This window comes from Lysobacter sp. Root690 (genome assembly GCF_001427785.1).
Lineage (GTDB): Bacteria > Pseudomonadota > Gammaproteobacteria > Xanthomonadales > Xanthomonadaceae > Lysobacter.
On record NZ_LMHM01000016.1, the window covers coordinates 32292 to 56656 of the forward strand.

The window sequence follows — 24365 nt, forward strand, 5'->3', positions numbered from 1 at the left end:
TCGCTATGCCAACGGAAAGACACTGCGAAGCTGGTTACGGCTTCGGCGGGTGCAAGCGATGGCGATGAAACACTGCCATGCCGCGTGCGGGATTGCGGTTAAGCGTGGTGTGGCGCAGGTGATTGCAGGGTAGGGCGCGCGCTTTACCGAATGCGGACAGTGGGTTTGCCGATAGGGTGCGCGGGGTGTGCGTCGCAATCATGGGGATGTGGTTGCGATGTAGGTTGCGTCGCTGTTGCGATGGCGCGGTCGCGGCTTGCGCCGCTCCTACAGGTAGCCCATGCGGCTTTAGTGTCTGTGTGGTACTTGGCTCGGCCGCTGTAGGAGCGGCGCAAGCCGCGACCGCGCCACTTCAACCACGACGCAGGCACGCAGTCGTGCGTACCTACCGCAGCCAGGCGGCTCGAGCACCGCGCCCAAAACAAAGGGCGCCGAAGCGCCCCTTGTTCCAAGTCGTTGCGATCGCCGGCGAATTCGTCAGCGCCGCATCAGTCTGCGACGTTAGCCGCGCGGACCGCGACCGCCACCCGGACGACCGCCACCGCGCGGACCGCCCGGACGCGGGGCGCCGCCCGGCGGACGGTTGCCGCCGGGACGCGCATTGCCGGCCGGACGCGGGCCGCCCGGACCGGCCGAACGCGGACCGCCGGGACCGCCCGGGCCGGGACGACCGCCCGGCTTGCCACCGGCCGGACGCGGGCCGTTGTTGTTGCGCGCGGGCCGTTCACTGCCATACGGCGTGAAGCCCGGATTGGCGTGGTCGGACGGGAAGCTCGGTGCATTGCCGGGGTGACCGTAGGGACGCGAGCTGCGCCCTTGGCCTTGACCCTGGCCCTGACCACCGCCGCTGCGACGCTCGCTGTAGGGGCCGTTGCCGCCGCCGGTGGTGTTGCCGTTGCGATCGCCGCCGAAGCCGCCGCCTTGGGCACGACCGCGACCGGCACCCGCGCCGGCGCCGGCCGGACCGCGACCCGCGCCGCCGCCGGGCTTGCCGGCGTAGGGCTTCTTGCCGCGACCGTCGGGATTGCGGTGGCCGCTCGGGCCGGTTTCGACGCCTTCGGGCACGTACCAGGTGCGGAACGCCGCCGGGTTGCCGTCGGGTAGCGAGTTGGCGCCCTTGTCCTTGCGCTGCTTGAACGGTTTCTGCGACTGGCGCGCCGCGGCTTCGCCGCTGACGGTCAGGCCGCCGGGCTTGCGCGGACCGCCGCGGCCACGGCCGTTGCGATCTTCGCGCACGTGGTCGAAGCGGCGCAGTTCGCGGCCTTCGTCGGCGGTGTTGTGGCCGCCGACATAGCCGGCCGAACGCTCGTTGCCGGACAGATGCACGGTCGACTTGGCCGCCTTGCGCTGGCCGATCACCGGTTGCAGGGTCAGCGCCGACGGAGTGCCGTCTTCCAGGCCGAGGTTCGCGCGCAGCGCGTCGACCTTGTCGTTGACCAATTCCTGTGAATGGCCGCGCAGCAGTTCGCGTGGCAGCGCCACGGTGCCGTAGCGGATGCGCTTGAGCCGGCTGACCTGGCAGCCCTGCGATTCCCACAGACGGCGGACTTCGCGGTTGCGGCCTTCCTTGACCACGACCCGGAACCAGTCGTGCGAGTCGCTGCCGCCGATGCGTTCGATTTCGTCGAACTTGGCCGGGCCGTCGTCCAGCGAGACGCCGCGGGCGAGGCGGTCGACAAGGTTGTCGGGCACGGTCTCCTGGCCTTCGGGCGCGCGCACGCGGCACACGTACTCGCGATCGACCTCGAAGGAGGGATGCATGAGCGCGTTGGCCAATTCACCGTCGGTGGTCAGCAGCAGCAGGCCGGTGGTGTTGATGTCGAGGCGGCCTATCGCGATCCAGCGCGCGCCCTTGAGCGCGGGCAGCGAATCGAAAATGGTCGGCCGGCCTTCGGGATCTTCGCGGGTGGTGACTTCGCCTTCGGGCTTGTTGTACATCAGCACGCGCGAGGGTTCGGTCAGCGCGCTGGCGACGAAGCTGCGTCCGTCGAGTTCGATCTTGTCGCCGCCCTTGATGCTCATGCCGACCTGCGCGGTCTCGCCGTTGACCTTGACCAGGCCGTCGGCGATGCGCTGTTCGAGCGCGCGGCGCGAGCCCAGGCCCGCTTGCGCGAGGACCTTGTGCAGGCGTTCTTCCAGGCGCGGCGCTTCGGGCGCCGCGCTGTCACCGCTGCGCTTCAATGAAAGCTTGCGGGGTTTTTCGTCAGTCATTTCTGTTGCTCCGGCTGGTCGTCTTCGGACTCAGCCTCAAGTTCCGGAACGGTCGTCGTCTCGACGGCGTGTTGGTCTTGCTCGTGATCGTTCGCGTCCGCCACGCGCTTGCCCGGCGCGGCTTCGGGGTCGTCCGACAGGACGGTGTGTTCGTTGGCATCTTCGGCGTCGGCGGGCTCGTGCTCGCCGGCGTCGTGGGATTCGGGGTGGGGCTCGTCGTCGGCGGATTCGTCCGCGACGGTTGCATCGGTGTCGGGATCGGCAGCAGCGGTGTCGCTCGAATCGTCGGCGCCGTGCGCATCGGACGTTTCGCTGGCGGTTGCTTCTTCGGTTTGTGTTTCATCCGCTTCGGCGGCGCCGGCCTGCGCGGCTGCATCCGCCTTGTCGTGCCCGGATTCGGACGCGCCATCATCGGCCTGGCCGGGCGCTTCGTCGTTGGCCGCGGCAGCGATTTCGCCATCCTGCGGTTCGCCCTCGGCATTCGCCTGCTCGCCGTTGCCCGCGTCCTCGCCAGTGCCGATGCCGCCGGCCGCGATCGCTTCGCCGCCAAACTGCAGCTGCGGCTCGAGTTCGCCGATGTCCTTGAGCTCCGACAGCGCCGGCAGCTCGTCCAGGCGCTTGAGGCCGAAGTAATCCAGGAAGGTCTTGGTGGTGCCGAACAGCGCCGGCTTGCCGGGCACGTCGCGGTGGCCGACCACGCGGATCCACTCGCGCTCTTCCAGCGCCTTGATGATGTTGCTGCTGACCGCCACGCCGCGGACCTGTTCGATCTCGCCGCGGGTGATCGGCTGGCGGTAGGCGATCAGCGCCAGGGTTTCCAGGGTGGCGCGGGTGTAGCGGGTCTGGCGCTCGGTCCACAAGCGCGCGACCCACGGATGCACGTCGGCCTGGACCTGGAAGCGGAAGCCCGAGGCCAGTTCGACCAGTTCCACCCCGCGATCGGCGCAGCCTTCGCGCAGGATCTGCAGCGCGGTCTCGACGCTGTCGGCCGGGGCCGGTTGGTCCTCGGGGAACAGCGCATGCAATTGCGCCAGCGTCAGCGGCTGGGTGGCCGCGAGCAGGGAGGCTTCGACGATGCGGGTAATGAGGAGTTGGTCCATGGAGCCGGGATTCGACATTCGGGAATGGGGGTTCGTGCGGTGGTTCGCGGGCGGCGGATCAGCCCTTCTGGCTTGAAGCGGACGAGCCGGATGCTACGGATGGCGATGATGTGCCGGGCGCTGGCGAGGTCCGGGGCGCGGACAGTCGGGCGCGGGCGATCACGAGGCGCGGTCGTCGTCGTTGGCGGCGTCGTCGAACTCGCTGCTCAGTTCGATTTCGTCCGGGTCCTTCATCAGCGCCAGGGACTTGACGTAGATCGGCGCCGGCGGCTTGGTCGCGCCCGAATGGGCGTCGTCGGGCAGCTCCTGGACGATCTCGATCAGTTGTTCCTTGGCCAGGGTCAGCAGGCCCAGGAACGTCACCACCACCCCGAGCTTGCCTTCCTCGGCCGTGAACAGCGATTCGAAGCGGTGGAACACGCCGTCGCTCATGCGGGTCAGCAGCTCGCCCATGCGCTGGCGCACGCTCAGCGCATCGCGCTTGATCGCATGCTGGGTGTACAGCTCGGCGCGCTTGAACACGTCGTGCAGGGCCAGCAGCATTTCCTTCAGGTCGACCGGCGGCGGCAGCTTGACCGAGGCCCGGTCCGGCACGAACGCCTGCACCGGCACGGTGTCGCGGTCCTGACGGGGCAGGGCGTCGATGTCCTCGGCGGCCTGCTTGAAGCGCTCGTACTCCTGCAGGCGGCGGACCAGCTCGGCGCGCGGGTCTTCCTCGATGCCTTCTTCGTTGGGCGCGCGCGGCAGCAGCATGCGCGATTTGATCTCGGCCAGGATCGCGGCCATGACCAGGTATTCGGCGGCCAGCTCGAAACGCATTTCGTGCATGGCCTGGATGTAGTTGACGTATTGCTTGGTGATCTCGGCGACCGGGATGTCGAGGATGTCCAGGTTCTGCCGGCGGATCAGGTACAGCAGCAGGTCGAGCGGGCCTTCGAAGGCTTCCAGGATGACTTCCAGCGCGTCCGGCGGGATGTACAGGTCCTGCGGGATCTGCAGCACCGGCTGGCCATGCACCACCGCCAGCGGCATTTCCTGCTGCTGAGGCGCGGTCGGGCCCGGGCTTGGCCCCACATTGGATTCGGTCGCGGCGAGCGCGGATTCGTTGGTCATTCGAGACCGGCCCCTCCGGGCCGTGGGCACTGCTGTTGCGACGATGCATGCGGCGCCGGGCCGCATCGGAACGCACGCGGCCCGGTCGTGCAAGACCGGATCGAAGCGTCCCTACGGGTGCTACGGACCACTCATAAAAGGCGGGTGCTTGGCCCGAACGGCCCCGGCCTGCCCGACACGCGGGGCGTGGCGGCGTAAGACTGAAGGGGGTTGCGGGCGCGGACCGGTGCTCTGCAGCGATGCACTGCGTACTGGCGCACCGATGATGTGCGGGGAAGTACGGGTGCGGACGTGGCGACGGTGTGGGGTTCCGGTCGCGACGGGGCTTGCTGCATCCGGCCTGACGGCAATTGAGGTTTAGGGTAAGGGCTGGGGGCGGCAGTGTCCAGCGCCGGTATGAATGCCGCGGCCGGCGCGGCTGTCCGCAACGGGCGGGTGTTCAGCCCCGATCGGTCGGGTTCGGCCCGCGCGGCGGGGCGGTCGACCGCTCTTCGGCCAGTGCCGCCGGCCGCCGCGCCGACGGCGAAATCTGTCCGCAACCGCATTAGACTGACGTCTGGGGTAAATAAGGGACCGGGGACGCACCATGAAACCAGCAAGGACCGCCATCGCCGTATTGGTGTTGGCACTGACGGCCTGTAAAGCCGCTGCACCAGAGGCACCCGCCGCGCCGGCACCGGCCGCGCCCGCCGCAGCGCCTGCAACGGCCGCCGCTGCAGCGCCCGCCGCGTCCACGGCCGCGTCCGCCGCGCCGGCGGTGCAGTTGCCGGCCGAAGCCTGCGCCAAGAGCGAGGACGGCTTCGCCAGCTTCCTGGAGCAGTTCGTCTACGAAGCGCCGGTACGCGCCGCCTACAGCGCGCCGACCGTCGAGGTCCGCGACATCAAGGACCCGAGCAAGGTGCTGAGTTCCGAGGCGCCCGGCCCGTTCCGGATCGCGCTGGTCGACAGCCAGTGGTCCTACAACGAACCGGGCAAGGACGCCGGCCAGTTCGCCCGGATCAAGATGGACCGCACGCTCAGCGGCGACCGCATGCGCGTGGATTTCGTCAAGGCCGAGTTTTCGCCCGACGAGGAAGTGACCAAGACCCTGGGCAAACCCGAAGCCTACGTATTCGAATTCAAGCAAGGCTGCTGGCAACTCACCCAGCAGCTGCGCTGATCCCGTCCCGCCTGCTCGACCCAGGCGGGGCCGTACCGATCCCTGGATCACAACGCAGTCGCAGCAACGCGGGCCTCGAATCCATCGCAGGCACGCGCGCCCAAATCTGAAGTTCATCGACAAGGAGAAGTACGATGCCCAATTACAAGATCGTCGAATCGGTCGGCAGCGGCGTCCAGCACGTCCACGACTACGAAGACATCGAGCGTCACCACCCCAGCCGCGGCAACGAGCGCGGCCGCGTCTACGGCACGGTCAACGGCGAGCGCGAAGAGCTGCTCGGCAACTACGCCGGCACCCCGACCGTCTCGCGCGACGGCGATTACTACGTGTCCAAGGATTTCGTGCTGCAGGCCGGCAATTCCTCGGCGGTGAAGGTGCCGGCGGTGGCCAACGGCTACATCGGCCGCATCGACCCCAGCGACGGCATCGTCCAGATCTACGACAAGCCGGCCAACGATCCCAGCCGCGAGATGATCGCGCAGTACCGCCACATGGACCTGCGCAATACCGAATTGAAGGTCGGGCAGCAGGTCGAATACGGCCAGCCGCTCGGTGTCCAGGGCGGCTTCAACAACGGCAACCCGAACGCGTTCGGCAAGCACGTCCACATCGACATCAACACCAGCTACCTGCCGCAGATGGAGCGCTACGTGCGCGACATGGCCAACGGCGCGATCACCACCGACAAGCGTCCGCCGCACCAGGAAAACGCCACCGGCCAGACCCAGGTCAGCAACGTCTCCGGCAACGGCCGCAACGTGCATAGCCCGGGCGGCGCCGGTTCGACCACGGCCGCCGCGCCAATGGCCGACGGCGTGCTGCGCAAGGACGAGCACGGTCCCGAGGTGAAGGCGCTGCAGGAACGGCTCAACGCGCTGGGCTACAAGGACGCGCAGGGCCATGCGCTCGGCACCGACGGCAAGTTCGGCAAGCACACCAAGGAAGCGGTCGAAGCCTTCCAGCGCGACCACAAGCTCGAAGTCGACGGCATCGCCGGCCCGAACACGCTCAAGGCGCTCAAGGCCGCACAGCCCGATCACGCCCACCCGCACGCCGATCCGAAGACCGCCGACGCGAAGACTCCCGGCAGCGCCGATCCGGCCGTGCGCGGCCCGCTGCTGTCGGACGCCGCGCATCCGAACAACGCGATGTACAAGCAGGCGGTCGAAGGCCTGGAGAAGCTCGGCCCGCAGGCCGGTTTCAAGGACCACGCCGCGCTCGAACGCGCCGCGGCCACCTTGACCTACGACGCGCGCGTGAGCGGTCTGAACAAGATCGACCACGTCGTCCCGAACGCCAACGGCACCGGCCTGTTCGCGGTGCAGGGCGATCTCGGCAACCCGGCCAGCCATCGCGCCTTCGTCAATAAGGAGCAGGCGACCCAGCAGACGATCGAGCAATCGACCCAGAAGCTGCAGCAGGACGTGCCGCAGCAGACTCAGCAGCCGGCGCAGTCGCAGCAGCCGGCGAAGTCGATGGTGGCGTAAGCCGCTTTCGTGCATTCGCGTTATCGACGGCCCGCATCGTGACGATGCGGGCCGTTTGTTTTTTGCGATCGAGTCGACAGCGCTGTCGACGGTGTCTGTATTCGTCGCAGGTGAACGCGTATGCGAGGCGCGCGCTGCCTGGACAGATCGAGCCGACCGATCCGGTCCGGATCGATGCGCGAACGCGGATGTATCATGAGCGCGCCTGACGCAGGCGACGATGGCGTCCGCCATCGCTGGAATTCACAGGGGCGCCGCCGCGCGCGACGCCTCGCGAAGAGGGCTTATGTGGTATCTGATCGAAGGCTACGACTTCCCCGACGCGCTGCCCAAGCGCGGCCCGTCGCGCCCGGCGCATCTTGAACGTTTGACCGCGCTGCGCGATCAAGGCCGTCTGCTGCTCGCCGGACCGTGCCCGGCGATCGATGCCGAAGATCCGGGTCCGGCCGGTTTCAGCGGCAGCCTGATCGTCGCCGAGTTCGAATCGCTGGAGGCCGCGCGCGCCTGGGCCGATGCCGATCCGTATGTCGCCGCCGGCGTGTACGAGCGGGTCGAAGTGCGTCCGTTCCGCAAGGTGTTGCCGTGAGCTTGCCGCGCGATCAGCGCGTCGCCGCGATCCGCGCGGCGATCGAGGCCGCGTTGGCGCCGACCGCGCTGGAGATCGAAGACGAAAGTCATCGTCATGCCGGTCATGCCGGCGCGCAGGACGGGCGCGGGCATTTCCGCGTCGCCGTGGTCAGCGCGGCGTTCGCCGGGCTCGCTCCGATCGCGCGCCATCGAGCGGTGTACGCGGCGGTCGGCGAGTTGATGACCACCGACATCCACGCGCTGTCGATCAGCGCGCATACGCCCGAGGAAGCGGCGCGGTCGTAGGCGGCGCATTAGTAACTGTTGGATCGGGCGAAGCGATGCGCGGATTGCGACGCTGGTCTGATCCTGCTGTCGCCGACGATGACACCATCGCGTTCGCGACGCATACGTTTGGTTTGCGTATCGACCCTCGCACCGAGCATGTCAATGCATGTCGCGTTGCGTGTTCGCCGCCGACCATGACGGCACTTCGTGCTGCATCGCAGCACGCCGCGGTCCAGCGCGGACGCCCTAAGCGCTTTATATAACAAGCGCTTTACACTCATTCCTGAAAACGTTTACAGTCGTCGCACTTTCCAACCGCGAGGGGCGGCCAGGACAGTGGTGAGCGTGACGATCAAAGATGTCGCCCGCGCGGCCCAAGTGTCGGTGGCGACCGTATCGCGGACCTTGAACGGTCACGGCAACGTGGCCGAGGACGTGCGTCGGCGCGTGCTCGCGGTCGCCAACGACCTGCGCTACACGCCGCACGCCGCGGCCCGTAGCCTCAGCAGCCGGCGCACCCACACCCTGGGTGTGGTTTTGCCCGATCTGCACGGCGAATTCTTTTCCGAACTGGTGCGCGGCGTCGATCTGGTCGCGCGCGAACACCGTCTGCATCTGTTGGTGTCGAGCTATCACGGCCGCCCGGACGAGCAAGTCGCCGCCTTGCGCGCGATGCGCGGCCGGGTCGACGGCTTGCTGGTGATGTCGCCGTATGCCGCCGCGCAGGTGTCGATCGTCGAGGAACTCGCCTCGGCGCTGCCGGTGGTGCTGATCAACACCCAGGACGCATCGCCGGACGTGCTGTCGCTGAGCGTGGACAACTACGGCGGCGCGCAGGCCATGACCGAGCATCTGATCGCCTGCGGCCATCGCCGTATCGCCTTCATCGCCGGCCCCGAAGACAATTTCGACGCCCACGAGCGCCTGCGCGGCTACCGCGAAGCGCTCGCGCGCCTGCTGCCGGATTCGACCGAATGGGTGCTGCCGGGCGCGTTCGACGAAGCCTCCGGCCATGCCGCCGGGCAGGCGTTGCTCGCCGCCGGGCAACGGCCCGATGCGGTGTTCGCGGCCAACGACATGATGGCGTTGGGCTGCCTGTTTTCGTTCGTGCAAGCGGGTGTCAACGTGCCGGGCGACATCGCCCTGGCCGGATTCGACGACATCCCGCTGGCCCGTTACGTCCACCCGACGCTCACGACCATGCGGGTCAATATCGCCGAGTTGGGTGCCCGCGCGGCGCGTCTGCTGTTGACGCGACTGAGCGCGGACACCGGCGTGCAGGAATCGCAACACAACCCAGAAGAACCGCGGCGTAGCGAGCCGTTGCGGCCGGAATTGATCGTGCGCGAGTCGGGAGTTCGCCGAGGGGGCGGTGCCTGATCGCGTCGAAAAAAATTTGGTCGCGCGTGTAAGCGATTACACCAGAACAGCCGCACCACCACGCAACCTTGCAGTACGTGCTCCTTGGAGGGAGGAACGCTCATGAATCAGACCAATCCGCAAACCCCGCACCGCCCCAGATCCGGCTTCCGCTTCGACACCGGCCGCAACCTGCTGGCCTGCGCGCTCGCCAGCTGCCTGGCGATGGCCGCGCCGGTCGCACTGGCGCAGAGCACCGCCGCGACCATTCGCGGCACGATCAGCGGCAACGCGGGTCCCGCCGCCAATGCCAGCGTGACCGCCACCAACACCGCCAGCGGCCTGGTCCGCAAAGTGCAGACCACCGCCGACGGCAACTACACCCTGGCCGGCCTGCCGCCGGGCACCTACCGCATCGACGTCAATGCCGATGGCCAGAGCAATACCCGCAACGTCACCGTCGCGGTCGGCCAGTCGGCGACCTTGAACCTGTCGACCGGCGGCGTCGCGGAGACCGCGCCGGCGGGCGAGGCGACCGATCTGGACAAGGTCACGGTGACCTCGACCGCGCTGGTCGAAACCAAGACGTCCGAAATCGCGACCTACGTCAGCAACAAGCAGATCGCTTCGTTGCCGCAGGCCTCGCGCAACTTCCTGGCTTTCGCCGACATCGTGCCGGGCGTGCAGTTCACCACCGGCACCGAAGGTTCGACCACGCTGCGCAGCGGCGCTCAGCTCAGCAGCGGCATCAATGTCTATGTCGACGGCGTCGGCCAGAAGGACTATGTGCTCAAGGGCGGTATCACCGGGCAAGATTCCAGCCGCGGCAATCCGTTCCCGCAGTTGGGTATCGCCGAGTACAAGGTGATCACTTCGAACTACAAGGCCGAGTACGACCAGCTCAGCAGCGCCGGCATCACCGCGGTGACCAAGTCCGGCGGTAACGATTTCCACGGCAGTTTCTTCTGGGATTACACCTCAGACCAGTGGACGGCGAAGACCGTGCGCGAGGAAAAGGGTGAAGTGCCCAAGTCGGAGCAGAAGCAGGAGCAGTACGGCGCGTCCTTCAGCGGTCCGCTGATCCAGGACAAGATGCACTTCTTCGTGACCTACGAGGCCAAGGAGTACGAATCACCGCGCGCGATTACTCCCGGACGTAACTTTCGCATCGACCAACTGCCTGCGCAGTTCCAGGAAATGGCGCGGCAGTCGCCTAGCGCGCCGTTCAAGGAAGATCTGTATTTCGGCAAGATCGATTGGACTCCCGGTGACAATCACCTCATCGAGTTCACCGCCAAGTACCGCAAGGAAGACGAGCTGACCAATATCGGCGGCGCCCGGCTCGCCGAATACGGCACGCTCAAGGCTGGCGAAGAAACCCGTCTGGACCTTCGTTATCAGTACAGCGCCGAGAGCTGGCTCAACGACGCCCACCTGACCTATGAAGATGTCACCTTCGGTCCGCGCCCGGCCAATCTGATCAACGGCTTCAACCTGCGTGTGCCGCGCGAAGGCCAGGAAGCGCGCAACAACCCGGACATGGAGGAAGTGCTGAATTTCGGCGGCGGTGGCGATTTCCAGGACAAGGGCCAGAAGGGCTACGCGCTGCAGAACGATTTCACCTGGAACGGCTGGACCGGCCATACCGTGAAGGCCGGTTTCAAGTACAAGGCGCTTGACATCAATGCCATGGAAAAGCAGCCGTATTCGCCGCAGTTCCGCTACGACATCCGCAACTTCGCCACGCCCTACGAGGTGTTGTTTTCCGGCAGCGCGGGCAATTTCCCGCCGAGCGTGAAATCGCGCAACAAGCAGTTCGGCATCTATCTGCAGGACGACTGGGAGGTCAACGAACACCTGACCTTGAACCTCGGCCTGCGTTGGGACTATGAGACCACCCCGAGCTACGAAGATTTCCGTACCCCGGATAATCTGGCCAATGCCTTGCGCGGCTGGAGCAACATCAACAATCCGGGCGTCGACTACAACATCAACAACTACATCAGCAACGGCGGCAACCGCAAGGCGTTCAAGGACGCGTGGCAGCCGCGACTGGGGTTTTCGTACGATCTCAACGGCGACGAGCGGCATGTGATCTTCGGCGGTGCTGGCCGCTCCTACAATCGCAATCAGTTCGACTATCTGTCATTCGAAAGCTATCGCCTGGCGTTCCAGCAGATCACTTACCAGTTCAATTCACCCAATCACGCCTGCACGGTCACTCCGGGCGGCAACTGCTTCAATTTTGATCCGAGCTTCTACGACCCCGAGACGTTGGCCGCACTCGCGCGCCAGCGACCGAACGCCGGTAGCGAGGTGTTCCTGCTCAATAACGATCTGAAGACGCCGTATTCCGACCAGTTCAGCCTCGGCATGCGCAATGGCTTCGCCATGTTCGGCCAGGAGTGGAATTCCTCGGCGACCCTGGTACATATCCGCAGCCACGACGGCATCATTTTCTCGCTCGGAAACCGCCGTCCCGACGGCAGTTTCTATCCGCCGGGCGTGAGCTTCGGCAGTGCGCCGTTCGGTGAGAATCTGCCGGGTTACGGCAAGTTCTTCCTCGGCAACAACGGCGTGGAGACCAAAACCAACCAAGTGCTGTTGTCGCTAGACAAGCCCTTCACCGAGGAGTCGGGCTGGGGCGTGAGCTTTGCCTACACCTACACGGACGCCAAGGAAAACCGTAACAACTCCGACATCTTCACTTTCGATTATCCGAATCTGGACAACGTCGGTTTCACTCGTGCGTTGGGCATCTCCAAGCATCGCTTCGTGGCCACGGGCATCATGGATCTTTACGGCATGACGTTTTCGGGCAAGCTGGTTTTGGCCAGTCCGGAGGCCGAAGAGTCGTTGAACTGCATCGCCAACGGCCCGAATGCCTGCTATTTCGATCCCTATACGCCGGGCGACAGCATCGGGTTCAAGCAATTCGATATGGCTCTGCAGAAGGAATGGGACACCGGCACGGACTTCAAGCTGTGGGTGCGCGGCGACGTGCTCAATGTCTTCAACTGGCGTAACTACATCGATTACGACACCTACCGCGGCGCGGTCGGTTCGCCGAATCCGACCTTGGGCGAGCGTCGCGACAACATCGCGCTGCCGACCCGCAGCTTCAAGCTGTCGATGGGCTTCAACTGGTAAACCGCATGCCGGCCATCCGAGCGCGGATGGCCGGCATCGGCAAAGAACCAGCGGCGGCTTTGCCGGTCAAATACCAGGTCACCCGCGTTTCGTTTCGCACACAACACAGGGGTTTCCAGTTTCATGCAACGCGCCAAGCCGACAACACGTGCAGTCTCATTCGCTGTTCTGAGCACGTTGTTGCTCGCTTTGTCCGCATGCAAGAAACCCGAAACGCAATCGCAGACCCAGCCCATCGTCAGTCCGGAGCCGGTGGTGATCGAACCGCTCAAGCAGGAACGGCTGGAGCTGCCGCCGTTGTTCCGCGATATCGAAAAACGCACGTTCCAGTTCTTCTGGGACACCACCAACGAACAAAACGGGCTCACCCCCGACCGCTATCCGTCGCGGCCGTTCGCGAGCATCGCCTCGATCGGATTCGCGCTGACCGCATACCCGATCGGTATCGAGCGCGGCTGGGTCAATCGCACTCAGGCGGTCGATCGCACCCTGACCACTCTGAAATTCCTGCGCGATCTGCCCAGCGGCCCGCAGCCGACCGGCAAGGGCGCGTACAAGGGCTTTTACTATCACTTCCTCGACATGCAGAAGGGCGAGCGTTTCAACAGCTGGGTCGAGCTGTCGAGCGTGGACACCGGCCTGTTGATGATGGGCGTGCTGTTCACCCAGTCGTATTACGACCGCGACGATCCGCGCGAAAAAGAAATCCGCGACATCGCCGACACGCTGTACAAGCGCGTGGACTGGACCTGGCTGCAGCAGAACAAGCCGCTGATCTCGATGGGCTGGTTCCCCGAGAGCGGTTTCATCAAGCACGACTGGATGGGCTACAACGAGGCCATGCTGCTGTACGTGCTGGCGCTGGGTTCGCCGTCGCATCCGGTCGAGCCGGAGGCGTGGACGGTGTGGACGCGCACCTACAACGACGTGTGGGGCGTGTACCAGGGTGAGGAATTCCTCGCCTTCGGTCCCTTGTTCGGCCATCAGTACAGCCATGTCTGGATCGATTTCCGTGGCATCCAGGACGAATACATCCGCGAGCGCGGCATCGACTATTTCGAGAACAGCCGCCGCGCCGCGTACGCGCAGCGCGCGTATGCGATCGCCAATCCGATGAAGTGGGAAGGCTACGGCCCGGAGCTGTGGGGCCTGACCGCGAGCGACGGCCCGCAGCAGACCTTGCAGGAATACCGCGGCGAGCAGCGTCAGTTCCGCCACTATTCGGCGCGCGGCGCCGGCCTGCGCGAGAACTTCGACGACGGCACCATCGCTCCGACCGCGGCGATCGCGTCCTTGCCGTTCGCGCCGGAGATCGTGATTCCGACCACGGTGGCGATGCACGAGCGCTACGGCGAGTACATCTATTCCAGCTACGGCTTCCTGGATTCGTTCAATCCCAGTTTCAACTACGACATTCCGTTGAAGACCGGACGCCTGGTGCCCGATCACGGCTGGGTCGCCAGCGACTACATCGGTATCGATCAGGGCCCGATCCTGGCGATGATCAGCAATTACCGCAACGAATTCGTCTGGAACGTGATGAAGCGCAATCCCTATATCCGCAGCGGTCTGGAGCGCGCGGGGTTCAAGGGTGGCTGGCTGACGCCGGCGGATGCGCAGGGAAAAGACAGCAAGGACGGCAAGGATAAGAAAGCGGGCGAGGGCGAGGCTAAGGCCAAGGCTGATGCCCAGCCTGCCGGAACCATGGACCCGGCCACGGCGCGCGCGCTGGGCGAAGCCGAGTCGCGCTCCGGACGCACCAATGCGCCGGTGAAGCAGAATGCGCCGAAGCCGGAATGACGGCGTGAGCGTGGTGGCGGCTTATGCAGCTGGGCGTGTGCGGGCGCTGGTGGGCTCGCTCTGGCGGCGTTTGCCCACTGGGAGTTCTCGCGACATTGTTGCTAAAAGCGCATCCCCCCTAGCCCCCCTTTTGCAAAGGGGGGAACTGTTTCGCGGTGGGCTTGGTGGTGGCGCGCGCTGCGGGTGGTTGCGAGGTTCGATCCTCGTATGCGCGGTCGTGCTGCTCGGCAGTTGCTCGCAGCGCGACGACGGGCGCGAACTGGTGCGGTTCTGGGCGATGGGCTACGAGGGCGAAGTCGTCACTCAGCTGATCCCGGAGTTCGAGCGGCGCAATCCCGGCATTCGGGTGGAAGTGCAGCAACTGCCGATCACCGCCGCGCACGAGAAGCTGCTGACCGCGTTCGCCGGCGACGCCTTGCCGGACGTGTGCGCGATCGGTAATACCTGGGTGTCCGAGTTCGCCTTGCTCGATGCCTTGATCCCGCTCGATCCGCGCCTGGCGCAGACGCCGGGCCTGCAAAGCCGCGATTATTTCGCCGGCGCCTGGGACACCGGCGTGATCGGCGGCACCGTGTACGCGGTGCCGTGGTACGTGGAAACGCGATTGCCGTTCTATCGCCAAGACTTGCTCAAGCAGGCCGGCATCGCGCGGCCGCCGCAGACCTGGGCCGAATGGAAAGTCTCCATGGCCGCTATCAAGCGCGAGGTCGGTCCCGACCGTTATGCCGCGCTGCTGCCGCTCAACGAAGCCGAGCCGCTGTTGAACCTGGGCATCCAGTCGCCCGATCCGCTGCTGCGCGACGACGGGCGCTACGGCAATTTCCGCAGCCCGGGGTTCAAGCGCGCGCTGACCTTCTATCGCGAAGTGTTCGATAAAAAATGGGCGCCGCTGGCCAGCAACACCCAGATCGCGAATGTGTGGAACGAATTCGGCCGCGGCTATTTCAGTTTCTACGTCAACGGCCCCTGGAACATCGCCGAATTCAAGAAGCGCCTGCCGCCGGAACAGCAGGCCTCGTGGATGACCATGCCGCTGCCCGGCGAACACGGCCTGGGCGCCTCGGTCGCGGGCGGCGCGAGCTTCGTGCTGTTCCGCAGTTCCAAGCGCCAGGACGCGGCCTGGAAACTGATCTCGTATCTGTCCGAACCGCAAGTGCAGGTGCGCTTCCACGGCCTGACCGGCAACCTGCCGCCGCGGCGCGCCGCCTGGGCCACGCCGGCCCTGGCCAATGACGTGTATGCGCGCGCATTCGGCGATCAGCTCGAACGCGCGCGGCCGGCGCCGAAAGTGCCGGAGTGGGAACGCATCGCGACCGAGATCAAACTGGTCGGCGAACAATTGGCCAACGGGCGGGTCAGTGTCGATCAGGCGGCGGAAGAGCTCGATCGCCGCGCCGACCGCATTTTGGAAAAGCGCCGCTGGATGCTCGATCACCAGACCATCAAACCCACGGTCGCGCCGGTCGCGGGCAAACCCGTCGCGGGCAAGGAGGGCGGATGAAACCGTCCACCGCCGGTTGGGTGTTCGCCGCGCCCGCATTGACCGTGATCGGCCTGTTCTTCGGCCTGCCGGTACTGGCCGCGCTGGCGTTGAGCCTGACCGATTTCGATATTTACGCCTTGGCGCATATCGACAACCTGCGCTTCGTCGCCTTCGACAACTACATCAACCTGCTCAACAACCCGTTGTTCTGGCGCGCGCTCGGCAACACGATGTATTTCGTCGTGGTCGGCGTGCCGCTGTCGATCGGCGTGTCGCTGGGCGCGGCGCTGCTGCTGCATTCCAAGCTCGGCTATTTCAAGCCATTCTTCCGCACCGCGTTCTTCGCGCCGGTGGTGACCACGGTGGTCGCGGTCGCGGTGATCTGGCGCTATCTGTTCCATACCCGCTACGGCCTGGTGAACTGGGCCTTGTCGTGGGTCGGGATCGATCCGATCGACTGGCTCGGCGACCCGCATTGGGCGATGCCGAGCATCATCCTGTTCGCGGTGTGGAAGAACTTCGGCTACAACATGATCATCTTCCTGGCCGGCCTGCAGGCGATTCCGGAAGACCTGTACGAAGCCGCGCGCATCGACGGCGCCAGCCACGGCCGCCAGTTCCGCTATATCACCTTGCCGATCCTCGGGCCGGTGCTGTTGATGGTCAGCATCCTGACCCTGGCGGGCTACTTCCAGTTGTTCGCCGAACCCTACGTCATCACCCAGGGGGGGCCGCTGCAGAGCACGGTCAGCGTGCTGTACCTGATGTACGAGGAAGGCTTCAAGTGGTGGAACCTCGGCAACGCTTCGGCGGTGGCGTTCCTGCTGTTCGTGTTGATGACGGTGGCGACCAGCGGCTTGATGTGGATCGCGCGGCGCAAGGGGGTCGAATGAATCGCGACGGGATGCCGGCGTGGCTGGCCAAAGCGATCGTCAACGGCCTGCTGGTCGGCCTGGCCGCGCTGAGTCTGGCGCCGCTGCTGTGGATGTTCGCGGTTTCGCTGATGCAGCCCGGCGAGGCGAGTGCGTTTCCGCCGCCGCTGTGGTCGTCCAGCCCGACCTTGCACAACTATCACGAACTGTTCGCGCGCATGGGCATGGGGCGCTACCTGTTCAACAGTTTTCTGATCTCGACCCTGGTCACGATCATCGCGGTGCTGCTCAACACCCTGGCCGGTTACGCCTTCGCCAAGCTCGATTTCGGCGGGCGCGAGCGGGTGTTCCGGGTGCTGCTCGCGGCGCTGGTGATTCCGGCGCAGGTCTCGATGATGCCGCTGTTCCTGATGCTCAAGCAGATGGGCCTGATCAACAGCTATGCCGGCGCGGTGGTGCCGGGCATGGCCGGGATCTTCGGAATTTTCCTGGTGCGCCAATACGCGCGCTCGATTCCCGACGAATTGCTGGAGGCGCCGCGCATCGACGGCGCCGGCGAGTTGCGCATCTTCTTCCAGATCGTGTTGCCGGCATTGCGGCCGATCCTGGTGACCCTGGCGATCTTCAGTTTTCTCGGCGCCTGGAACGATTTCATGTGGCCGTTGATCGTGCTCAGCGACGAGAACCTGCAGACCTTGCCGGTCGCGTTGGCCTCGCTGTCGCGCGAACACGTGCAGGACAACGAAATGATGATGGCCGGCTCGGTGGTCACCGTGGTGCCGGTGCTGTTGCTGTTCCTGGTGCTGCAACGCCACTACCTGCAAGGTCTGCTGGTCGGCAGCGTCAAGGGTTGAACCGTCTGCCGCGATGATGCGGCGCGAACAAGGTGAGTGAACGCGATGTCGGAACGCTACCCATCGGTCGTGGCGCGGGTTGTCGCCGCAGGGCATCCAGGCGCCGCGTCGTCCCGGTCGGCGCGGCGTGTCGGCGCCAAGGCTTTAGCGGGAGCGGCGTGGTCGTCGTTGCTCGCGTTGTGTTGCAGCAGCGGCATGGCGTTCGCGCAGCAACCGCGGGTGCTCGACGATTTCGAATCGGCCAAGCCGTGGACGGTGGTGACGTCTAATCAGGTCAGCGCGAGCCTTCGCCCGGTCGACGGCAGCCACGGCCGCGCGTTGTGCCTGGATTACGATTTCAACGGTGTATCCGGTTACGCCGGCCTGCAGCGCGAATTGCCGCTGGAGTACCCGGACAATTACCAGTTCGCGTTCCAGATGCGCGGCGATTCGCCGGCCAACGATCTGCAGTTCAAGCTGGTCGATGCCAGTGGCGACAACGTGTGGTGGGTGAACCGGCCCAAGTACGAGTATCCGAAACAATGGACGCCGGTGGTCTACAAGCAGCGGCATATCAGTCGCGCCTGGGGACCGGCGCCCGATCCAGTGTTGCGCAAGAGCGCCAAGCTCGAATTCACGATCTACAACAGCGCTGGCGGCAAGGGCTCGGTGTGTTTCGATCAGCTGACCTTCCAACCGCTGGCCAAGGACGACGGCTCGGCGTTGACCGGAACCGTCGTCGCCACCACGACCGCGCAAGGCAGCCGCGCCGACTACGCGATCGACGGCGATCCGGCCACCGCCTGGCGCGCGGGTTTCGAAACCGATCCGGAGCCGGCGTTGACGCTCGATCTCGGCCGCGTGCGCGAGTTCGGCGGCGTGGTGCTGCGGTGGGCCGACGATGAATTCGCCTCCGATTACCGCATCGATCTGTCCGATGACGGCAAGCGATGGCGCGAGAATGCGGGGCATGTCGATCACGGCGATGGCGGCACCGATCTGATCGCCTTGCCCGAGGCCGAGGCGCGCTATCTGCGCGTGGTGCCGATCCGCGGTCTCGGCCTCGGGTTCGGTCTGGCCGAACTGACTGTGCAGCCGCTGGCGTTCGCGGCCACGCCCAACGATTTCGTCAAGGAACTGGCCAAGCGCGCGCCGCGCGGCGACTATCCGCGCGGTTTCAGCGGCGAGCAACCGTACTGGACCATCATCGGCACCGACGGCGGCTTGCAGCAGGGGTTGATCGGCGAGGACGGCGCAATCGAGGTCTACAAGGCCGGTTTCAGCGTCGAGCCGTTGCTGCTGCGCGAAAACGGAACCACGCGCGAACTCAAGACCTGGGCCGACGTGGCGATCACCCAGAGTCTGCAGGACGGCTATCTGCCGATCCCGAGCGTGCATTGGGACGCCGGCGATCTGAAGCTGACCGTCACCGCGTTTTCGCCCGAATTCGAGGGGCAGGAACAGATCGTCGCCCGCTATCGCGTGCAGAACACCACCAGGCAGACGCAAGCGCTGACCTTGGCGCTGGCGGTGCGGCCCTTGCAGGTCAATCCACCGACCCAGTTCCTGAGCACCACCGGCGGGGTCAGCCGAATTCGTAAATTGCGCATCGACGTCGCCGACGAGACCCGCGATGGCGTCGGCAATGGCCTGGCCACCGTCAACGGCAATCCCGGCGTGCAGTCGCTGACGCCGGTGGCGGGCGCGCTGGTGTCGAGCTTGCAAAGCGGCGACGTGGTCGGTCGTCTGCGTTCGGGACGGACTTCGTCCGCCGCGACCGAGGTGACCGATCCCGATGGCCTGGCCTCCGGTGCGATGTTGTATCCGATGCGCCTGGCCGCGGGCGAAAGCCGCGAGGTGTTCATCTATCTGCCGCAGGATCCGGGCGCGTCGTTGCCCAGTTTCGATCCCGCCGATGCGATCAAGTGGCAGGCCGCGACCGCGCGAATGTGGCGCGACAAACTCGACCGGGTGAAGCTGCGGGTGCCGCCGGCCGGCCAGCACGTGGTCGACACCTTGCGCACCGGACTGGCGCATATGCTGATCAGCCGCGAAGGCCCGCGCCTGCAGCCGGGTACGCGTTCGTATGCGCGCGCCTGGATCCGCGACGGCGCGATGATCGGCGAAGGCCTGCTGCGCATGGGCCGCGAGGACGTGGCCGAGGATTTCCTGCGCTGGTATGCGCCGTATCAGTTCGAAAACGGCAAGGTGCCGTGCTGCGTCGACGACCGCGGCAGCGATCCGGTGCCGGAGAACGACAGCCACGGCGAGCTGATCTTCACCGTCGCCGAGGTCTATCGTTACACCCGCGATCGCGAACTGCTCAAGGCGATGTGGCCGCACGTGCAAGGCGCGGTGCGCTACATGGACGAACTGCGGCTGAGCGAGCGCACCGACGCCAATCGCGCCTTGAATCCGGCCTTCTACGGCATGATGCCGGCCTCGATCAGTCACGAGGGCTATTCGGCCAAGCCGATGCATTCGTACTGGGACAATTTCTGGGCCTTGCGCGGTTACAAGGACGCGGTCGAGATCGCGCAGTGGCTCGGCGAGGACGAGGCGGTCGGGGCTTACACCGCCTCGCGCGATCAGTTCCGCGAGGACTTGTACCGCTCGATCGAATCGGCCACGCAGCAGCACCGCATCGACTACATCCCCGGCGCGGCCGAACTCGGCGATTTCGATGCGACCTCGACCACGATCGCGCTCGCGCCCGGCGGCGAGCAGGGTTTGTTGCCGCAAACCTTATTGAACAACACCTTCGAGCGCTACTGGAAAGAGTTCGTCGATCGTCGCGACGGGCGTCGCGAGTGGAAGGACTACACCCCGTACGAGTTGCGTACGATCGGCAGTTTCGTCCGCCTGGGTTGGCGCGATCGCGCTCACGAGGCGCTGGATTTCTTCTTCAAGGACCAACAGCCGCGCGGCTGGAACCAGTGGGCCGAGGTGGTTTCGCGCACGCCGCGCAAACCGTTCTTCGTCGGCGATCTGCCGCATGCCTGGGTCGAGTCGGACTATGTGCGCTCGGCGCTGGACATGTTCGCCTACACCCGCGATGTCGATCAGGCGCTGGTGATCGCGGCCGGCGTGCCGGCGGCGTGGCTGGACGGCGAGGGCGTGTCGGTCGAGGCCTTGCGCACGCCGTACGGCGCGCTGGGCTATCGATTCAAGCGCGAGGGCAAGCGCGTGTCGCTGGAGTTGTCGCCCGGTCTGCAACCGCCGCCGGGCGGGGTGATGGTGAAGTGGCCGTTCGAGCGCGCGCCGGGCAAGACTCTTGTCGATGGGCGCGAACGAGACTGGGTGGATGGCGAACTGAAGATCGAACGGGTGCCGGCGCGGGTTGTGGTGGAGATTGAGTAGGGCGGTGCGCTGCACGCGTGGCCCTCACCCCAGCCCCTCTCCCGCGCGCGGGAGAGGGGTTCAGTAGTAGCTCGTCAGGTATCTGTGTCGTGAGGTCAGGTCGTCAACGCGCACACACGGCCTCATCCCGTCACTCGCACCAATGCACGTCCAGACCGACGTCGCCGTCCATCCCGATCAACACCGGCCAGCGACGCGCGTCGCCGCTGGCGATGGCCTGACGGAACACTTCGCGTTTGGCCTTGCCCTGGATCAGCAGGAAGCGCGATTGCGCATAAGCCAGTCCGGCGGGCGTCAGGCTGATGCGCTTGCTCCATTGCTTCGCGCCGGCCGCGGTGGTGGCGTCGATGGCGACATAGGGCTGCTTCGACGCCAGCGCCCGCTCCAGGCCCGGCAGGCCGGGAAACAGCGACGCGGTGTGGCCGTCCTCGCCCATGCCGAGCACCGCCGCGCTGGCGCTCTGGCGCGCGTGCGCGTTGGCGAAGGCGACCGCTTCCTCGAGACTGCGGCCGGGCGCGGTCAGGGCTTCGAAGCGCGCGGCGGCGGCGTTGTGGCGCAGCAGGTGCTGGCGCACCAACCAGGCGTTGCTGTCGCGATCGTCGGGCAGCAGCCAGCGTTCGTCGACCAGGGCGATATCGACCCGCGCCCAGTCCAGCGGCGCGCGCGACAGCGCGCGGTAGACCGGCGCCGGCGTGGTGCCGCCCGACAGCAGCAGGCGGACGCGCGAACGCCGGGCGAGATCGCGCCGCAGTTCGGCCGCGATGGCTACCGCGCTGGCCCAGATCCAGGTGTCGACGCTGCGATGCTCATGCCAGCGATACGGCGCGGCCTGAGGCAGGGCGGGATCGTGCGGGACGGGGGCGGAGTCGTCGAGCATCCGTCCATCGTCGCACGACGTTGTTTAAGGCCATGTCGTGGCGCGGCCGGCCCATCGCGGCTTACGCCGCACCGACATCACGGAGCGGCGTCACAGCACGAGCTGGAAACGCCGCGACCTCCACCTGCACGAGCGGCCGCGACCGCGTTGCATCCGTAATGGCGAAACCCGCCACCGCCGCTCAGCCAGCGCTGATCTCGCTCGCAGGCACCGCCGCCGGCGCGTGCCGCGCCGCCAGCGCCGCCGCGCCAAGCAGGCCCGGCTGCGCATGGGTCACCGCCAGGGTCGGCACCCGCGCCATGGTCGGCGAGAACCGGCCCTTGTGCTCGAAACGCTGACGGAAGCCCGAATGCGCCAGCCAGGGCATCAGCTTGGGCACCAGGCCGCCAGGCAGGAACACGCCGTCCCACGCGCCGAGGGTCAGCACGAGGTCGCCCGCGGCCGCGCCGAACACCGCGCAGAACACGTCGATCGCGCGCAGGCAGCGCACGTCGCCTTCACGCGCCATCGCGGTGATGTCCTGCGGCTGCAGCGGACCGGGATCTTCGCCGGCGATCTGGCTCAACGCGCGATGCAGGTTGACCAGGCCACTGCCACTGAGCAGACGCTCGTTGGATACCCGGCCGAATTCGCCCGACAGGCGTTGCAGCACTTCGATTTCCTCCGGCGTGCCCGGGGCGAAGCTGACGTGGCCGCCCTCGGTCTGCAGCGGGTAATAGCGGCCGTCGCGGCGCAGCAGCGCGCCCACGCCCAGGCCGGTGCCGGCGCCGATGATCGCGTAGGTGCGGTCGCCGTCGCCGCTCCAGCCGTTCCAGCGCACGCCGCCGATCGGCACCACGTCGGACGGTTGCAGCAGCGACACCGCCATCGCCTGCGCGGCGAAGTCGTTGACCAGACGCAACTGGGTCAGTCCCAGAGCGATTCGGGTGCGTTCGGCCGAGATCACCCATGGGTGATTGGTGATTCGCGCCTCGTCGCCATCGACGCGCCCGGCCACCGCGAACACCGCATCGGTCGGGCTCGCGCCGATGCGGTCGAGGTAATGCCGCGCGGCGTCGGCCAACGACGGAAAGTCGGCAACCGAGAAAACCTGCACGCTGTCGGGCAACAGCGCCGGCACGGCTGGATCGGACGAGGCGAGGGCGAAGCGGGCATTGGTCCCGCCGATGTCCGCCAGCAACGCGCCGGTCATGCCGAGCCTCCGCCGGACTTGTAGCCATTGGTCGGCGGCAGAAAGCGTTCGGCCTCGGCCGGGCCCCACGAGCCGGCCGGATAGTCCAGCGCGGGTTGTTCGGTCTGGCTCCAGGCGCCTTCGATGCTGTCGATCCATTGCCACGCCGCTTCGACTTCGTCGTCGCGCACGAACAGGGTCTGGTTGCCGCGCAGCGCGTCGACCAGCAGGCGCTCGTAAGCGATGCGCCGCTGCGGCGAGCCCGACATCGACAAGTCCAGCGACATCGGCTTGAGCTCCATCGCGCCCCATTCCGGCGCGGCGAGGCTGCCCATCAGGCCCAGCTCGATGGTTTCGTCGGGTTGCAGACGCATGCGCAGGCGATTGGGGCGTTCGCGGCCGCGGCGCGGGCGTTCGAACAGCCAGTGCGAGGTCGGACGGAACGAGACCACCACCTCGGTCGCGCGTTCGGCCAAGCGTTTGCCGGTCACCAGGCGGAACGGAACACCCGCCCAGCGCCAGTTATCGATATACGTCTCCACCGCGACGAAGGTCTCGACCGTGGACTCATGCACGAAGCCCTTGACCGCGCGACCCTCAACCACGCCGGCGCCGTAGCGGCCGCGCACGGTGCGGGTCGCGACGTCCTCCGTGCTCATTGGTCGCAGTGCGCGCAGCACCTTGCGCTTCTCGTCGCGGATGCTGTCGGCGTCGAGCACCGCCGGCGGCTCCATCGCGATCAGCGCGAGCAATTGCAGCATGTGGTTCTGGACCATGTCGCGCAGCGCGCCGTAGCCGGCGTAATAGCCTTCGCGGCCGTCGACGCCGGCGGTCTCGGCGACCAGGATGTCGACCGATTCGATCCAGCGGTGTTCCCACACCGCCTCCAGCAAGGTGTTGCCCAAGCGCAGCGCGAGCAGATTCTGCACCGCCGCCTTGCCCAGGTAGTGATCGATGCGGAAGATCCGCGATTCGTCCAGGCAGGCGCGCAGCGCGGCGTTGATCTCGCGCGCCGAGGCCAGGTCGCGGCCGATCGGTTTTTCCAGCACCAGGCGCGATTCGCCTTCGAGCAGACCCGCGGCCTTGAGGCCGTTGGCGCAATGCACGAACAGGTCTGGCGGCGTGGCCAGATAGCTCACGCTCGGCCGGTCGGCGTACTTCGACAGCGCCGCGGCGATCGCCGACTCGTCGCGCAGATCGACCGAGACGTAGGTGATCTTGGACAGCAGTTCCTCGGCCACGGTTGGATCGTCGGCGACCTCGCCGGCCATGCGCTCGCGCAGCCAGGCGCGGAAGTCGTCGTCGGACAGTTCCTGACGGCCGACCGCGACGATGCGGAACCCGGCCGGCAGCAGCCGATCGCGCCACAGATGGACCAGCGACGGAAACAGATAGCGCTGGGAGAGATCGCCGGTGGCGCCGAACAGCAGCAGGGTGTCGTGCATGGAGCCAGAGACCAAAAGATGAGGGAGAAGCCCGAGGCGAGCGCCTTACCCGCGCCACCACAAGTGGCCGTAGTCCATGACTCCGGC

The 24365-nt window shown here is 66.3% G+C and carries 17 protein-coding genes; 11 read left to right on the forward strand and 6 right to left on the reverse strand.

What is annotated here, in order from left to right; genetic code table 11:
• Positions 1–501: 501 nt before the first annotated feature.
• The 3 genes from ASD86_RS17960 to ASD86_RS17970 all read right to left on the reverse strand — a co-directional run bounded on the left by ASD86_RS17960 (position 502) and on the right by ASD86_RS17970 (position 4424).
• Positions 502–2211: a pseudouridine synthase gene (locus ASD86_RS17960; RefSeq protein ID WP_056113722.1), complete on the reverse strand. Its 1710-nt coding sequence runs from the start codon at positions 2209–2211 to the stop codon at positions 502–504.
• Positions 2208–3311 carry an SMC-Scp complex subunit ScpB gene (scpB, locus tag ASD86_RS17965; protein ID WP_056113725.1) on the reverse strand — a complete coding sequence of 368 codons (1104 nt, stop codon included), beginning with the start codon at positions 3309–3311 and terminating at the stop codon, positions 2208–2210. Before scpB ends, ASD86_RS17960 begins: the two co-directional genes overlap by 4 nt.
• A gap of 159 nt (positions 3312–3470) precedes the next feature.
• Positions 3471–4424 carry a ScpA family protein gene (locus tag ASD86_RS17970; RefSeq protein WP_056113728.1) on the reverse strand — a complete coding sequence of 318 codons (954 nt, stop codon included), beginning with the start codon at positions 4422–4424 and terminating at the stop codon, positions 3471–3473.
• 586 nt (positions 4425–5010) lie between these two features.
• On the opposite strand from ASD86_RS17970, the gene ASD86_RS17975 reads away from it, so the two are divergent.
• The 11 genes from ASD86_RS17975 (at position 5011) to ASD86_RS18025 (ending at position 20785) form a co-directional block, all read left to right on the forward strand.
• Positions 5011–5583 carry a hypothetical protein gene (locus ASD86_RS17975; RefSeq protein WP_082578472.1) on the forward strand — a complete coding sequence of 191 codons (573 nt, stop codon included), beginning with the start codon at positions 5011–5013 and terminating at the stop codon, positions 5581–5583.
• A 134-nt stretch (positions 5584–5717) separates the two neighbouring features.
• Complete coding sequence (locus ASD86_RS17980) at positions 5718–7073, forward strand: peptidoglycan-binding protein (protein WP_056113731.1); 1356 nt, start codon at positions 5718–5720, stop codon at positions 7071–7073.
• A gap of 286 nt (positions 7074–7359) precedes the next feature.
• A complete protein-coding gene (locus tag ASD86_RS17985; protein WP_056113735.1) occupies positions 7360–7659 on the forward strand; it encodes a YciI family protein in 300 nt (99 codons plus the stop codon).
• A gap of 2 nt (positions 7660–7661) precedes the next feature.
• Positions 7662–7946 (forward strand): BolA family protein, encoded by a 285-nt coding sequence (locus ASD86_RS17990; RefSeq protein ID WP_036113238.1) that lies wholly within the window; start codon positions 7662–7664, stop codon positions 7944–7946.
• 321 nt (positions 7947–8267) lie between these two features.
• Complete coding sequence (locus ASD86_RS17995; RefSeq protein ID WP_235567804.1) at positions 8268–9308, forward strand: LacI family DNA-binding transcriptional regulator; 1041 nt, start codon at positions 8268–8270, stop codon at positions 9306–9308.
• A gap of 102 nt (positions 9309–9410) precedes the next feature.
• Positions 9411–12437 carry a TonB-dependent receptor gene (locus tag ASD86_RS18000; RefSeq protein WP_082578474.1) on the forward strand — a complete coding sequence of 1009 codons (3027 nt, stop codon included), beginning with the start codon at positions 9411–9413 and terminating at the stop codon, positions 12435–12437.
• 123 nt (positions 12438–12560) lie between these two features.
• Positions 12561–14237 (forward strand): glucoamylase family protein, encoded by a 1677-nt coding sequence (locus tag ASD86_RS18005; RefSeq protein WP_056113742.1) that lies wholly within the window; start codon positions 12561–12563, stop codon positions 14235–14237.
• Positions 14238–14424: 187 nt separating this feature from the next.
• Entirely contained in the window at positions 14425–15738 is a 1314-nt protein-coding gene (locus ASD86_RS18010) for a sugar ABC transporter substrate-binding protein (protein ID WP_235567805.1), read from the forward strand.
• The gene (locus tag ASD86_RS18015; protein WP_056113745.1) at positions 15735–16613 is read left to right on the forward strand and encodes a sugar ABC transporter permease; all 879 of its coding nucleotides are present in this window, start codon (positions 15735–15737) and stop codon (positions 16611–16613) included. Before ASD86_RS18010 ends, ASD86_RS18015 begins: the two co-directional genes overlap by 4 nt.
• The gene (locus tag ASD86_RS18020; RefSeq protein WP_036112987.1) at positions 16610–17446 is read left to right on the forward strand and encodes a carbohydrate ABC transporter permease; all 837 of its coding nucleotides are present in this window, start codon (positions 16610–16612) and stop codon (positions 17444–17446) included. Before ASD86_RS18015 ends, ASD86_RS18020 begins: the two co-directional genes overlap by 4 nt.
• Positions 17447–17641: 195 nt before the next feature.
• Positions 17642–20785, forward strand: coding sequence for a discoidin domain-containing protein (locus ASD86_RS18025; RefSeq protein ID WP_056113748.1), 3144 nt, complete (start codon positions 17642–17644; stop codon positions 20783–20785).
• A 130-nt stretch (positions 20786–20915) separates the two neighbouring features.
• Here ASD86_RS18025 and pgl read toward each other — a convergent pair whose 3' ends face one another.
• The 3 genes from pgl to zwf all read right to left on the reverse strand — a co-directional run bounded on the left by pgl (position 20916) and on the right by zwf (position 24278).
• A complete protein-coding gene (gene pgl, locus ASD86_RS18030) occupies positions 20916–21662 on the reverse strand; it encodes a 6-phosphogluconolactonase (RefSeq protein ID WP_082578475.1) in 747 nt (248 codons plus the stop codon).
• Positions 21663–21843: 181 nt separating this feature from the next.
• Entirely contained in the window at positions 21844–22854 is a 1011-nt protein-coding gene (glk, locus tag ASD86_RS18035) for a glucokinase (RefSeq protein ID WP_056113751.1), read from the reverse strand.
• Positions 22851–24278 (reverse strand): glucose-6-phosphate dehydrogenase, encoded by a 1428-nt coding sequence (zwf, locus tag ASD86_RS18040; RefSeq protein WP_056113754.1) that lies wholly within the window; start codon positions 24276–24278, stop codon positions 22851–22853. Before zwf ends, glk begins: the two co-directional genes overlap by 4 nt.
• Positions 24279–24365: the final 87 nt, after the last annotated feature.

Excerpts from the sequence above, each read along its gene's own strand:
- ASD86_RS17960 (WP_056113722.1), bottom strand. The coding sequence starts at position 2,211 with ATGACTGACGAAAAACCCCGCAAGCTTTCATTGAAGCGCAGCGGTGAC.
- scpB (WP_056113725.1), bottom strand. The coding sequence starts at position 3,311 with ATGGACCAACTCCTCATTACCCGCATCGTCGAAGCCTCCCTGCTCGCG.
- ASD86_RS17970 (WP_056113728.1), bottom strand. The coding sequence starts at position 4,424 with ATGACCAACGAATCCGCGCTCGCCGCGACCGAATCCAATGTGGGGCCA.
- ASD86_RS17975 (WP_082578472.1), top strand. The coding sequence starts at position 5,011 with ATGAAACCAGCAAGGACCGCCATCGCCGTATTGGTGTTGGCACTGACG.
- ASD86_RS17980 (WP_056113731.1), top strand. The coding sequence starts at position 5,718 with ATGCCCAATTACAAGATCGTCGAATCGGTCGGCAGCGGCGTCCAGCAC.
- ASD86_RS17985 (WP_056113735.1), top strand. The coding sequence starts at position 7,360 with ATGTGGTATCTGATCGAAGGCTACGACTTCCCCGACGCGCTGCCCAAG.
- ASD86_RS18000 (WP_082578474.1), top strand. The coding sequence starts at position 9,411 with ATGAATCAGACCAATCCGCAAACCCCGCACCGCCCCAGATCCGGCTTC.
- ASD86_RS18005 (WP_056113742.1), top strand. The coding sequence starts at position 12,561 with ATGCAACGCGCCAAGCCGACAACACGTGCAGTCTCATTCGCTGTTCTG.
- ASD86_RS18015 (WP_056113745.1), top strand. The coding sequence starts at position 15,735 with ATGAAACCGTCCACCGCCGGTTGGGTGTTCGCCGCGCCCGCATTGACC.
- ASD86_RS18020 (WP_036112987.1), top strand. The coding sequence starts at position 16,610 with ATGAATCGCGACGGGATGCCGGCGTGGCTGGCCAAAGCGATCGTCAAC.
- ASD86_RS18025 (WP_056113748.1), top strand. The coding sequence starts at position 17,642 with ATGGCGTTCGCGCAGCAACCGCGGGTGCTCGACGATTTCGAATCGGCC.
- pgl (WP_082578475.1), bottom strand. The coding sequence starts at position 21,662 with ATGCTCGACGACTCCGCCCCCGTCCCGCACGATCCCGCCCTGCCTCAG.
- glk (WP_056113751.1), bottom strand. The coding sequence starts at position 22,854 with ATGACCGGCGCGTTGCTGGCGGACATCGGCGGGACCAATGCCCGCTTC.
- zwf (WP_056113754.1), bottom strand. The coding sequence starts at position 24,278 with ATGCACGACACCCTGCTGCTGTTCGGCGCCACCGGCGATCTCTCCCAG.